This window comes from Streptomyces sp. NBC_01288, from assembly GCF_035982055.1.
Lineage (GTDB): Bacteria > Actinomycetota > Actinomycetes > Streptomycetales > Streptomycetaceae > Streptomyces.
The window spans coordinates 4,239,402-4,251,451 of sequence record NZ_CP108427.1 but is presented as its reverse complement, the minus strand read 5'-3'; the positions used below and the strand labels follow the sequence as shown (position 1 = coordinate 4,251,451).

Genomic DNA, 12,050 nt, shown 5'->3' with positions numbered 1-12,050 from the left:
ACCTTGCCTTTCCGAGGGGTTCAGGAGCTGTACGGGACCTTCAGCGCGATCCAGGAGGTGGCTCCCGGCCAGCCGTCCGCCGCCGTGCCGGTGTAGCCGAGCTTGCGCTGCCACTTGGCGTAGGAGGTCTTGTCGGCGGTGGTCCACTGGGGGCCGGGACCGGAGGCGTACGCCGAGCAGCCGACGGTGACCAGTCGCTTGCCCATCGCCGTGACGATCGCCGACCTGGGGTTCTTCTTGAACCAGTCGGCGCCGGGGAAGGGCTGGTAGGTGGGGTTGGCCGGCTTGGTGGGCGTGGTGACCTTGGTGCCGAGGCGGGTGGCGACCCGGGTGCGGAAGTCGGCCATCGTGAAACCCCGCGGGTCGATCTTGGTGTTCGTCCACTCCTTGTGGCCGATCACCGAGTGGGCGTTCCAGCCGTGTGCTCGGCACAGGGCGGCCGAGGCGCGGACCATCGCGTCCAGCTGGACGGCCGGCCAGGGGTCCTTGCCGTCGCCGAGGTTGACGCACTCGAAGCCGTAGAAGTGGACGTTGCCGTCCGTGTTGTTCTGGTTCGGGGCGGGGAGGGTGGGGCTCTGGGCGATGACTGCCTTCAGTACGTCTCCGTCGCCGCTGCCTGCGTGGTTGGCGCGGCCGTTGCCCACGAGGTGGACCGTGCCGTCCTTGGCGATGACTCCGTGGCAGAGGGGGCCGGGGAGTTCGGAGTGGCCGTTGTAGCAGAGGTTGACGGAGTTGGTGGTGCCGGTGGTGACGGTGTGGTGGATGACGATGCCGTTGACCGGGCCCCAACTGCCCTTGCTGTTGCGGTTGTTGGTTCGCCAGGCGGGGTGCTCGATGACGGTGATGCCCTCGGCTTTGAGGGCGGTGATGAGGGCGTCGGGGGAGAGGGGTGTGGCCATGGGGTGCCTTTCGGGAGGTGAGCGGGGGGAATTGGGCATGAAAAAACCCGGGCCAGGGGTGGGTGGCTCGGGTTGTGTGCGGGGTGGGGCTGCGTTGTGGCTGGTCGCGCAGTTCCCCGCGCCCCTTGGGGGGTTGGGGTGAGAGGGCTGGGTGCGCCCGCGCGGCGGTAGCCGCATGTTCGATACAGCCCCGCGCCCCTTAAGGGCATGGGGGCTGGGCGGGGTTTGGAGGCTAGGCCGGCGTCGTCGTCGACGTGCTGTCTGTGGTTCCGTCGTCTCCTGAACCGTCGCCGTCTCCCGGATCGTCGTTCGACGGGGTCCACTTGGCGGCCAAGGCTGTGTAGATCGCTGTGTTCTCGACGAAGTTGGCCAGGGCCGTGGCCACCACGGTCTGGATTGCTGTCTGGTCGGGGACGACCATGGCCGTGCCGATGGGCATGATCGTGGTGCGGGCGCTGCCGTGGATGGCGGAGCCGTTCGCGCCCCACTCGGTGAACTGGGCGGCCACCGTCACGGGGGCGTAGGTGCCGCTGATCGAGTCGGGGGCGATGATGCTGTTGTAGCTGGAGTCGGAGACGTTGACGTAGATCGTGTGGCCGGCCTCGGTGATGGTGGCTCGGCCCGCGAAGTCGATGGCCAGGCCCCAGGGTTGGGTGGTGTCGATGTCCATGGGTTGTCGTGTCCCTTCTCAGGTTTGGCGGCCGTACATCAGGATCGGGTTGGCGTAGACCGTGCCGGAGGCGCTGGTGACCTGGGCCTGGACCTCGACCTTGAGCTGGGTGCCGTAGACCGAGCCGAAGTCGGAGCTGATCAGGGCCTCGTAGACGAAGTCCGTGCCGGCGCTGACCGTGCTGCCCCACTGGGCGCCGTTGACGAGGACCTGGACGGAGCCGGTGGCGCCGGAGCCGGCGCGGGTGTTCATGACCAGGCGCATCTTCGGCTGCCAGGCGATGTTGTAGGACATCGCGATCGTCGTCATCGACGTCGAGGTTGTTTGTGGCCAGCGGGTCGTGCTCGTGTCCTGTGGGGGCAGCATGTTCAGCCAGGGGCGGGCCAGGCCGCCCGTGCTGATGTCGTCCGAGAGGATCTCGCGCTCTGCCTTGTCGTAGAGGCGGAGGGGCTGGAGTGAGGTGGCGGTGCCGTCGCCGTTGTACATGCTCATCGCCAACTGGCCGGTCTGGCGGCGGAGTTCCATGCGGTACTCGTCGGTGCCGGGCCACTTGCCGATCTTGAAGACCGGGGAACCCGCGGCCGGGCCCACCTCCAGCGTGCCGCCCGAGACCGTGTTGAGGGCCGGGCGGGTGTTGACCGCGGTGGAGAGCTGCTGGATGCGGCGTTCCATCTGGGTGAGCCGGTCGATGATGTCTTCGGGGAGCTGGGGCATCAGGCCTCCTCCAGGTAGAGGTCGGCGGTGTCCGGGCGGCCGCGCTGGGCGGGGCTGACCTTGACGCCGATGATCCGGTAGCGGGTGTCGAGGCCCTCGGCGTACCACTCGTCGGTGATCCGGATGCGGACCGTGCGGCCGATCAGCGCGGCCGGGACCAGGTCGTCGAGGCGCACGCTGATCTCGGGGATCACCACCGCGCCGGTGGCCGCGGCCAGTTCGGTGCGGGCGAGCGCGGTGAGGGTGGCCGCGTCGGTGATGTCGTTGTGGTCCGAGGTGAGGTCGATGCGGGGGTAACCCGCTTGTCCGATCAGGTTGTTGGCGACTGCCACGGTCGAGCAGAGGGGGCGGGACTCGCTGGCCTGGTCCGTGTTGGTTGAGGCGCCTCGGGCTCGGTCGGTGGTGCCGCCTCGGGTCGCGTCGCGCGGGAAGGAGTAGGAAAGGATCGTGCCCGGTCGGTCCATCACCAGGTCGGTGGCGCCGGTGAGGATCTTCGGGCTGCCGAGACGGAGGCGGCGTACCCGGGCTCCGGTGGTCGGGTCGGTGTACACCGAGATGTAGTGCTCGAAGCCGTTCTCCAGCGCGGCCAGGGCGTCCAGCGCGTCGAGGTAGACCGTCTCGTCGCCGTCCCGGTAGCTCGCCGAGCGGGTCACCCCGGAGGTCTCGGTGCCGTAGCTGACGCCGATGTCTCCGCCGGGGAGTGCGGTCTGGAGGTCCGTCCAGAGGGCCCTGGCCATGTCCAACTGGTCGCCGGTGAGGGCTAGTTGGTAGCCGGGGTCGTACTCGGGGGTCGTCGCCCGGATCAGGCGTCGTCCCGCGTACGACTCGAAGGTCGCCGCCTGGACGCCGAGCGTGAGCACGCCCTGGTCGTCGCTCTGGAGGGTGCTCGTCCAGACGATGCCGCCCCACCACAGGTCGTTGCCGCGCTGGAGGTAGACCGAGGTGCGGCCCTCCTCGATACGGCGGACCCGGGCGGCCATCGCCGCGTCCGGGACCGGGACGGTGCCCGACAGCGAGCCGGCCTTGCCGATGTAGTCGTCGACGGTGACGTCCCGTAGGGGGAGGATGTCGATGGTGCTGTCGGTGAGCAGGTCGCAGAAGATCGCCCGGTAGGGCGTGTTGACGGTCGTCATGCGGCGGCCTCGTAGGTCGCGGTGCCGAAGATCGTGTAGCCGCTCGCCCAGGTCCACGGGGTGATGGCGTCCACTCCACCGGTGTAGGCGTACGCGGTGAGGCTGGACTGGGCCGAGCACGTGACCAGTTCGAAGGCGCCGGTGGTGGAGAGGTAGACGCGAGCCGTGGCGCGGTTGCCCGCGGTGTTGGCGGACATCTCGGCGAAGCCGATCGCCATGCGGGTCGAGGCCGCGGCGACGGGCAGGGAGAAGCGCCAGTTGTCGTTGACGGTGGGGCTGGTGCCGAAGCTGGTGGTGCTGCCGAACGTGATCTGGAAGTTCAGGTGCACGGTCGTGCCGAACTTGACGTACCGGCAGCCCACCGTGGCGTTGCCGAAGGCCGGGGTCGCCGTTCCGCTGGAGGTGGTCCACACCGGGGTCCAGTTCTGCCAGGTCGGCAGGGCCGGGTAGTCGGCCCAGGCGGTGCCGTTCCAGCGCTGCAACTGGCCGTTCAGGTCGCGGTACTGGCCGGGGTAGGAGCCGTTGGTGGAGTCGGTGGTGACCGGGAGGATGCCGCCGATCGCGACCGTCGCGGTACGGACGCCGGTGAGGGCGGTGGTCCAGGCGATGCCGCCGGTGCCCGCGCTCGTGTTCTTGGGTACGGCGACCTGGTACAGCGGGACGGCGAGGTCGGGGGTGGCCGGGATCGCCGGGGTGGCCGCGGGGGTGCCCTGGACGATCTCGACGACGGCCTCGGTACGGCCCGAGCTGTCGTAGACGTCGTCGTAGATCCGCAGGACGAGCAGGTCGACGCGGTCGTACTGGGCGTCGCCGTCCGCGAACGTCACGTTCTCGAACTCGGTCAGCGCGATCGGGTAGGCGCCGCGGGTGTCGGTGGACTGGACGATAGCTCGGCCGGGGCTGACGGTGCCGCTCATGGTGCCGGTGGTGCCGGTCAGGGTGAAGCCGTTGATGCGGTACAGGCCGGTGGACGATCCCGGGAGGATGCCGGAGCGGACCTGGACGGCGGAGGTCGGGGTGAGGGCGCCGAGCGAGATGAGCCGGGTGTCCTCGCGGGACTGGCTGTCCGGGGACAGCCAGCCGGAGCGTGTGGGCATGGGTGAACTCCGATCAAGGGGTGGGGAGTTGGGGGGAGCGTGGGAGGGAGGGGTCTTACGCGATGGGGTCGGCGCGGAGGTAGATCGTGTCGAACCAGGCGGCGACGGTTGAGGACGTCGATCTGTGCATGGCCGTGATCGTGTAAGTGGCGCCCGGGGTGAGGGAGTTGAGCCGTAGTTGAGTCGAGACCGACTTGCCGACCGCGCCTGAACCGGACGCGGCTCGTTCGTCGTCCGCCGCCCAGATCACCGTGGTGCCGAGGGTGACCTGCGGGGACATGTGCGCGGTCGTCGTCTCGCTGCTCGTCGTGTAGGCGCGGGCGCCCAGGGCGATGATCACCGAACCGGACGGTGGCGCCGTGAAGTTGAGCGTCAGCGACGTGACGGCGGTGTCCGTGAGCGTGGCCGTGTACGTCGTCGACGTGGTGTAACCCGCGTCCAGCGACTGCGCGAACGCCGGTCCCGGCACGGCGGGTTGCCAGGCGGTGCCGTTCCAGCGCTGGAGCTGACCGGCCGAACTGTCCCGGTACTGCCCGGAGTAGCCGCCGGTGGTCAGCGCGCCCGCCGGGGCGATCCCGCCGAGCCCCCTCGGGTACGGCACCCAGGCCGAGCCGCTCCAGCGCTGGAGGGTCTCGGTGATGTCCCGGTAGTGGCCGGGGTAGCCGCCCGCCGCGGTGTCGTCGGAGCGGGTCGGCAGGATGCCGCCCAGCGGAACGGTCGTCGGACGCAGATCGGTGCTCGCGGTGGTCCAAGCGATCCCGCCGCTGCCCGTGCTGGTGTTGGCGGGCACCGCGACCGTGAACAGCAGTAGCGAGACGTCCGGGACGGTGGGCGCGACCGGGACGGCGGCCGGGGTGCCCTTCACGATCTCGACGGCGGCCTCGCTGCGGCCGGAGCCGTCGAACTCGTCGTCGTAGATCCGCAGGACGAGCAGGTCGATCCGGCCGTACAGGGCGTCACCGTTGGCGAAGGTCAGCGGGACCGGGTCGGTGACGGTGACCGGGTAGGCGCCGCGGGCGATCGAGGACTGGACGACGGCCCGGCCCACGCTGAGGGTGCCGCTCATGGTGCCGGTGGTGCCGGCCAGCCACAGCCCGGTCACGCGGTAGACCCCGCCCTCGGAGCCCGGCAGGACGCCGGAGCGGCCCTTGGTGTCGGTGACCGGGGTGAGCGCGCCGATCTGGGTGGCCCGGGTGTCCGCCCGGGTCTGGCCGTCCGGGGACAGCCACGCGGACGTGACGGTCACGGCGCACACTCGTAGGTGCCGTGGATGGACAGCACATCGCCGGTGCCCCACGCGACGGGATCCGACTTGTCCCAGATGCTGCCGCTCGCCGCGAGGGTGTCGCGCACCGAGCGGACGTAACCGACGCCGCTGGTCACCGCGAGCAGGCCGCTGCCCTGGTAGAGCAGGTTGGCCGAGGAGTCGAAGCACTCCGCGTTCAGGACCCGGCCGTCCAGCTTCCACGCGGGGGTGGAGACCGGTGCGACCGGCAGCCGGAACGTCCAGTTGGCGTTGACGTCCTGGGTGGTGAGGTTGGTCGTCGACCCGATCCTCAGATAGATCCGGACATGCACGACCGCACCCGTCTTCGCGTACGACCCCGCCAGCGTGCCGTTGCCGATCGCGGGCGCGGTGCCGGTCTCGGCGCCCCACACCGGGGTGTAGTCGGTCCAGGTCGGCGACGGCTGGTACGACACCCAGGTCGTGCCGTTCCAGCGTTGCAGCACCCCGGCGGAGGTGTCCCGGTACTGGCCCGTGTAGCTCGCGGTGGTGACCGCGCCGGCCGGGGCGATCCCGCCCAGCGCGCTCGGGTACGACACCCACGCCGAGCCGTCCCAGCGCTGGAGCGCGCCGCCGGAGTCGCGGAACTGGCCCGGGTAGGCGCCGTTGCCGGTCTCGCCGTACGCGGGCAGGATGCCGCCGACCGCGACGACGGGCGTGCGCAGGTCGGTGACGTCGGTGCTCCAGTTGATGCCGCCCTTGCCGGCGCTGATCCCGGCGGCCACTCTGGCCTGGTAGAGCGCGAGCCCGACGCCGGGGATCAGGGGGGCGGTCGGGGTGGCCGCCGGGGTGCCCTTGACGATCTCCAGGGCGGCCTTCGTCTGGCCGGAGTTGTCGTAGAGGGAGTCGTAGATCCTGAGGACGACGAGGTCGATACGGGGGTTGGTCGCGTCGCCGTCGGCGAAGGCCAGGGCGGTCGGTTCGGGCAGGGTGACCGGGTAGGCGCCCCGGGTGGCGCCGGCCGCGACGACCGCACGGCCCTCGTGGACGGTCGCCGTCATCGCGCCCGAGGCGCCCTCCATCCAGAAGCCGGACATCCGGTTGAGGCCGTCGTAGGACCCCGGGAGGATGCCGGAGCGGACTTCGAGAGGGTTGGCGGGGGTGGTCGCGCCGAGCTGGGTCAGCCGGGTGTCCTCGCGGGTCTGACCGGTCTCGGCCACCCATGAGCTGCGCAGGTTCATGTACGGGTCTCCTGTGGTGGGGCGGGTGAGGCGAGGTGGGGTGGGTTCGCCCGCTGGTGGTGGGTGGGTCGGGGTCGTGGCGGTACGGCCAGCCCGCCGCTGGTTGCGCCCCTCTGTTTGCTGCCACAGTTGAAGGAGCGGGGACCAGATACGCGGCGGGCTGCGCCGTACCGCCACGACCCGCTCCCGTTTCGTCGGCGGGTGCGGGTGCGGGTGCGTGGTCCGTCCCGGCCCATCCCGGTCCATTCCAGGCGGGGGCAATTGGGCCTATGCGAGCGGGAGCTCAGGAACGGAGCCACTCGGCCGTGAGGTTGGTGGCGTAACCGGAGCCGCCGAGGGTGGTGATCGTGGAACCCGAGTTCTGCAGGCCGTAGAGCGCGATCTTGTCGCCGGCCGCGCACTTGAGGAGGGTGCCGCCGCCGACGCTGGTCGCGCCCGGACCGGCGCCGGTCAGCCAGGTGGCGCGGGGGACTCCGGAGCCGTTCTGGTAGATCCGGGCGCCGCGCGAGCCGGTGGTCGACTCGGTGAACCAGGTGAGGGCGCAGTCCACCCGCCACCACCCGGCCCTCGGCACGGTGTACGTGTTCGACCCGGACCAGCCGGTGACGTCGTCGACGTCCGTCGTCTGGAGCGTGATCTGCGTCCAGGTCCCGGTCGCCACGGACTGCGCGGTGGTCTGCTCGACGCTCAGCAGGATCTTCGAACGACCCTCCGCGTACTGCCAGTTGGCCCCGTCCCAGCGTTGCAGCAGCCCGGCCGCGTTCTCCTGGTACTGCCCGGCGTAACTCCCCGTGCTCAGCGCGCCGATCGGGGCGATCCCGCCGACCGCCTTCGGGTACGACACCCACGCCGAGCCGTCCCAGCGCTGGAACGTGCCCGGGGTGTCCCGGTACTGGCCCGCGTACGCGCCGTTGAAGCCGGACGCGGGCACGATGCCGCCCAACGCGGCCGTCGGATAACGGAGGTTGGTGACCACTGTGTCCCAGGCGAGCCCGCCGTTTCCGGCCGAAGCACCGGCCGGCACCGCGATCCGGTAGAGGGGGAGGGCGTTGCCGTTCGGGGTGGTGGGCACGATGGGCGTGGCGGCCGGGGTGCCCTGAACGAGCCGTACCAATACGGCAGTTGTCCCCGTCCCGTCGTACTCGTCGTCCAGTACGGCGAGTTCGACCAGGTCGATACGGCCGTACTGGGCGTCGCCGGCCGGCACGGTCAGGGTCTCCGGGTCGGTCACCGCGACCGGGTAGGTGCCCTGGAGGATCCGCCCGCTCTGCACGAAGGCCCGCCCGGTGCCGATCGTGAACGTCATCGCCCCGATGGAGCCGGTGAGCGCGAACCCGCCCGGGACGATGCCGCCGCGCGCCTTGAGCGGGACGTTCTCGGCCGCGCCGGCGTTGATGGTGAGCAGGCCGGAGAGGGTGAGCCGGGTGTCCTGGCGGGTCTGGTCGCCCGCGCTGAGCCAGGCCGCTGTGACCGTCATGCGATCACCACTCCGCCGAGCGCCAGCGCACCGAGAGCTGCGCGCCCGTGTCGTAGGTGTCCGGGCGGAACGCCAGCTCGGCGCGGCCCGGTTCGAAGGCGAAGAGTTCTTCCGGGCTGCTGTCCGCTGCCGCGGTGTGGCGGCGCGAGGCGGTGGAGTTGAGGGTGACGGTCCCGGCCGCCGTGTCGACGACCAGCTCGTCACCCGCCGCGAGCCCGATCTCGTAGCGCAGTCGGCGTCCCGAAGTCCGGTCCGTGACCGTCGGGTTGGTGCAGGGGCCGGTGAAGGTGAGGACCGGATGGGTGGGCGCGGAACCGGAGTTGTCGGCGCCCACGTCACCGGTGGACGAGGCCTGGCCCCAGTTCAGCGGCCAGGTCAGCGGCCAGGTGAGGCCGCTCTCCGGCTGCGGGGCACCGGTGACGGCGGTCTGCTCGTCGACGGTGTAGCGACGCGGATCGGTGGCGTACCACTGCACGGACGCCTTGGAGACGCCCTGGGTGGTGTACGTCCGGTCGGCGGCGAGCACACGCTGGCTGACCCGTGCCCGGATGGCGAGGATCTCGCCGTGCAGTCGTACCGCCAGCCAGCGCTCCGGGTCGCCGAGCAGCAGCGCCTGGCGCAGGGTGCGCATCGCGGAGAGGGAGGACTCGGTGTCGTCGCTGGTCGGCACGGTCCACACCGAGCCGCCGACCTTGCGGGGCTTGGCGTAGCGCGCGCCCGGCCAGGCGCCGTGCGCGGTCGGGTGGTCGGCGTCGGTCGTGTCGTAGTCCGGCAGGTCCTCCCAGCCGGTCAGCCCGTCACTGCCGATCTCGTACGGCGTACCGGGGCCGAGCAGCAGTCCGGCCCACTGCATCTGCCCGTCGCGGGTGATGAGTGAGCCGGGGGGAACGTCGTCGGTGGATGTGGTGGTCGTCAGATCGGCCATGGGGCCGTCACCTCACTGGGGTGGGCGGGTGTCGGTGGCTGCGGCTTCGGTTGTGGTCGCTTCATGCGCGGGCGTGGGCGGAGGCCAGGAAGAGGAGGTCGGCCGCAGTGCCGTGAGCGCCGGTGCCGTTGCTCTCGTGGAACTCCTTGATGCGCTGGGCGGGTTGGGCGGTTCTGGCGGCCGCCCGGCCGCGCTGTCGTTCCAGGGCGGTGAGGGACAGCACGCGGCCGGTCCGTGCGCCGGGGACCGCGATCCCGCCCTCCGCGAGCATCGGGATCTTGCTCAGATGCACGCCGAACTTCTTGCCGAGGATGCTGAAGCTGAGCTTGTTCAGCCCGTCGATCACCCAGTTCGCGAAGGCGACCAGCCCCTCGATCGGGCCCTTCACCACCCCGGCGACGGTCTGGGCGCCGGTGGTGACGAACTGCCCCATCGCGCGCAGGGTGTTGGAGGTGGCGGTCTTGATCCGGGTGAAGCCGGCCGGGATCTCCTTGGTGATCCAGTTCAGCACCGGCTTCACGGCGTTCTTGAACCCGCTCCAGATCGCGGACATCCTGCCGCTGAGGGCGCGGGTGTCGCCGGTGGTCAGCGCCTTGAGGACGGCGAAGCCGGTGCCGATGACCGTGCCGAGGACGGAGAGGGTGGTGGTGATCAGGGTGAGATAGCCGGTGACGTAGGTGTTCACGGCGCTCGCGATGAGCTTGAGGATCGGGCCGAGGATCGTGAGGTAGCTCTGGACGTACTTCAGGATCAGCGTGGCCAGTTGGTCCATCAGGCGTTGGCCGGTCTCGGAGTTCAGGGCGATGTCCAGCAGCCAGCCGGCCAGCGGGAGCAGGATGCCGATGACGAAGCCGAGGGGGTTGGCGCGGGTGAGGGCGTTGACGATGATCATTACGCCGGAGCCGATGGTCATGGCGGTGCCGAAGGTGTCGAGCAGTCCGCCGAGGACACCGGAGGCGGCGATAAGGGTGCCGACGATGGCGAAGACACCGCCGAGGCCGGTGGTGAGTTTGCCGAGGGACTTTCCGGCGGATCTGCCCCTGGCGCCCGTGGACTTGATGCCGGGGACGGCGCCCGTGGCGGTCTGGCCGGTTCTGGTGACGGAACGGGCGGCGGTGTCGGCGTTCGTCTTGAGCTGTTGGACGGCGGTGGAGCTCTGGGCGCCGGGGGCGGCGACGCGGTCGAGATCACCGGCGGCGCCCGTGACGCGCTCGGTGAAGGACCGTACACCGGCCTGGGTCTGCTGCACCTTGCTCTGGAAGGAGCGCAGGACGGGGGCGGCACCGGCGAGCGGATTGCGCAGTGCGGTGACCGTGCCGCTCATCCGCGCGCCTTCGCCAGGAACATCAGCGCGTCGGCGGTGCGCTGCGGGCTGCTGGTCTCAGCCGCGTAGTAGTGCTCGATGTGCAGCGCGCTGCCGTCGGCGCCGGACACCCCGGCGTACGCCCGACCGCGCGAGGCCGCTGTCCTGAGCAGCCGGTCGAGCTTGCTGAGCGGCAGTACGGCCTCCGCCTCACCGGCCTCGGCGAGAAGCGCGGGAACACCGCCGGAGCGGGGCATGACGACACCGCCGGTGGCCAGTGCGGGGATCCTCGGCAGGCTGACACCGAAGGTCTTGCCGCCGACCATCGGGACCCAGCCGGGGATGGAGACGTGGATGCCGTTGAGGGCGCCGATCGCGCGGTTGATGAGACCGATGACGGCGTTGATCGGGTCGCGGACCGCGCCCTTGATGCCGTCGAAGGCGCGACCGGCGATGCCCTTGAGCCCGCCCCAGATGCTGGACAGCCGGTCCTTCACGGCCCGGAAGGCGTCCGGGATCGCGGACTTGACCCAGCTGACGACCGGCGAGATGACGGCCTTGATGCCCTTCCAGACGTTGGAGACGACCGTGCTGATCGCCTTCAGGACGCCGGTGATGATGGACTTCCACACGTTGACGTAGGTCCTGATGACCGTGGCGACGGCCTTGACGATGTTCGTGATCGCCGTCTTGATACCGCTCCACACCGACTTGATCAGCTTGCCGGCGTTCTTCATGATCGGCTCGATGGCCTTCATGACGCTGCTGATCACGGACTTGATGACCTCGAAGGCCTGCTTCAGGACCTTCTGCATGGTCTTCGAGTTGGTCACCATGTCGATGACCTTCTGGATGAGCGGCGCGAGCAGTTGCATGAGCAGGCCGAAGAAGTTGCCCTTCATCGACGTGTTCATCTTGTCCTGGCCCTTGGCCGCCTTGCCCGCCCCGGTTTCGTACTTCCCGAGATTGGTCCCGGCACTGGAACCCGTCTTGCCGGCCTTGCCGAGAGACTTCTCGGCCTGGTCCGACGCGGTCCTGAGATCCTTCAACTCCTTGCCGGAACCGTCGGCGGCGGTCTTGAGGGCCTTGAGCTGAGCGGCACCTTTCTGCCCGGAACTGCCGATTTCCTTCGAGGCGGCCGACGCTCCAGAGGCCTTCTCCTTGAAGTCCTGCAGGGACGTGGTCGCCTTCTTCATCGAGGCAACAAGTGACACGGTGAATCTCCTTCAGTGCAGCTGATCTGGTCGTCCGGAACCTGAATCGGCTGCGGCGACCGCCGTGTTCAGACGCTCGTGAAGACCGAGACGGCCAATGCGGCGGTGAGTCGAACCGGTGGAGCCGGGCCAGGCGTCGGTATCCGTGGGCG

The 12,050-nt window shown here is 70.1% G+C and carries 11 protein-coding genes; all 11 read right to left on the bottom strand.

Features of this window, described 5'->3' with window-relative positions; all coding sequences use genetic code 11:
• Window positions 1–20: 20 nt before the first annotated feature.
• On the bottom strand, window positions 21–899 hold the full coding sequence (locus tag OG194_RS18610) for a peptidoglycan-binding protein (RefSeq protein WP_327401955.1): 879 nt from the start codon (window positions 897–899) through the stop codon (window positions 21–23).
• A gap of 232 nt (window positions 900–1,131) precedes the next feature.
• Window positions 1,132–1,569 carry an ATP-binding protein gene (locus tag OG194_RS18605; protein WP_327401954.1) on the bottom strand — a complete coding sequence of 146 codons (438 nt, stop codon included), beginning with the start codon at window positions 1,567–1,569 and terminating at the stop codon, window positions 1,132–1,134.
• 18 nt (window positions 1,570–1,587) lie between these two features.
• Complete coding sequence (locus OG194_RS18600; RefSeq protein ID WP_327401953.1) at window positions 1,588–2,283, bottom strand: hypothetical protein; 696 nt, start codon at window positions 2,281–2,283, stop codon at window positions 1,588–1,590.
• Window positions 2,283–3,416: a hypothetical protein gene (locus tag OG194_RS18595; RefSeq protein WP_327401952.1), complete on the bottom strand. Its 1,134-nt coding sequence runs from the start codon at window positions 3,414–3,416 to the stop codon at window positions 2,283–2,285. Before OG194_RS18595 ends, OG194_RS18600 begins: the two co-directional genes overlap by 1 nt.
• Window positions 3,413–4,513, bottom strand: coding sequence for a hypothetical protein (locus OG194_RS18590; RefSeq protein WP_327401951.1), 1,101 nt, complete (start codon window positions 4,511–4,513; stop codon window positions 3,413–3,415). Before OG194_RS18590 ends, OG194_RS18595 begins: the two co-directional genes overlap by 4 nt.
• A 55-nt stretch (window positions 4,514–4,568) precedes the next feature.
• The gene (locus OG194_RS18585) at window positions 4,569–5,759 is read right to left on the bottom strand and encodes a hypothetical protein (RefSeq protein ID WP_327401950.1); all 1,191 of its coding nucleotides are present in this window, start codon (window positions 5,757–5,759) and stop codon (window positions 4,569–4,571) included.
• Window positions 5,756–6,979 carry a hypothetical protein gene (locus OG194_RS18580; protein ID WP_327401949.1) on the bottom strand — a complete coding sequence of 408 codons (1,224 nt, stop codon included), beginning with the start codon at window positions 6,977–6,979 and terminating at the stop codon, window positions 5,756–5,758. Before OG194_RS18580 ends, OG194_RS18585 begins: the two co-directional genes overlap by 4 nt.
• Window positions 6,980–7,262: 283 nt before the next feature.
• Complete coding sequence (locus OG194_RS18575; protein WP_327401948.1) at window positions 7,263–8,456, bottom strand: hypothetical protein; 1,194 nt, start codon at window positions 8,454–8,456, stop codon at window positions 7,263–7,265.
• Between the two features lie 4 nt (window positions 8,457–8,460).
• Window positions 8,461–9,381 carry a phage distal tail protein gene (locus OG194_RS18570; protein ID WP_327401947.1) on the bottom strand — a complete coding sequence of 307 codons (921 nt, stop codon included), beginning with the start codon at window positions 9,379–9,381 and terminating at the stop codon, window positions 8,461–8,463.
• Window positions 9,382–9,442: 61 nt separating this feature from the next.
• Window positions 9,443–10,705 (bottom strand): tape-measure protein, encoded by a 1,263-nt coding sequence (locus OG194_RS18565; protein ID WP_327401946.1) that lies wholly within the window; start codon window positions 10,703–10,705, stop codon window positions 9,443–9,445.
• Complete coding sequence (locus tag OG194_RS18560) at window positions 10,702–11,898, bottom strand: phage tail protein (protein WP_327401945.1); 1,197 nt, start codon at window positions 11,896–11,898, stop codon at window positions 10,702–10,704. Before OG194_RS18560 ends, OG194_RS18565 begins: the two co-directional genes overlap by 4 nt.
• Window positions 11,899–12,050 lie beyond the last annotated feature (152 nt).

Bases quoted from the DNA above. Each gene is read 5' to 3' on its own strand.
- OG194_RS18565 (WP_327401946.1), bottom strand. From the start codon at position 10,705: ATGAGCGGCACGGTCACCGCACTGCGCAATCCGCTCGCCGGTGCCGCC.
- OG194_RS18605 (WP_327401954.1), bottom strand. From the start codon at position 1,569: ATGGACATCGACACCACCCAACCCTGGGGCCTGGCCATCGACTTCGCG.
- OG194_RS18590 (WP_327401951.1), bottom strand. From the start codon at position 4,513: ATGCCCACACGCTCCGGCTGGCTGTCCCCGGACAGCCAGTCCCGCGAG.
- OG194_RS18570 (WP_327401947.1), bottom strand. From the start codon at position 9,381: ATGGCCGATCTGACGACCACCACATCCACCGACGACGTTCCCCCCGGC.
- OG194_RS18595 (WP_327401952.1), bottom strand. From the start codon at position 3,416: ATGACGACCGTCAACACGCCCTACCGGGCGATCTTCTGCGACCTGCTC.
- OG194_RS18610 (WP_327401955.1), bottom strand. From the start codon at position 899: ATGGCCACACCCCTCTCCCCCGACGCCCTCATCACCGCCCTCAAAGCC.
- OG194_RS18580 (WP_327401949.1), bottom strand. From the start codon at position 6,979: ATGAACCTGCGCAGCTCATGGGTGGCCGAGACCGGTCAGACCCGCGAG.
- OG194_RS18575 (WP_327401948.1), bottom strand. From the start codon at position 8,456: ATGACGGTCACAGCGGCCTGGCTCAGCGCGGGCGACCAGACCCGCCAG.
- OG194_RS18600 (WP_327401953.1), bottom strand. From the start codon at position 2,283: ATGCCCCAGCTCCCCGAAGACATCATCGACCGGCTCACCCAGATGGAA.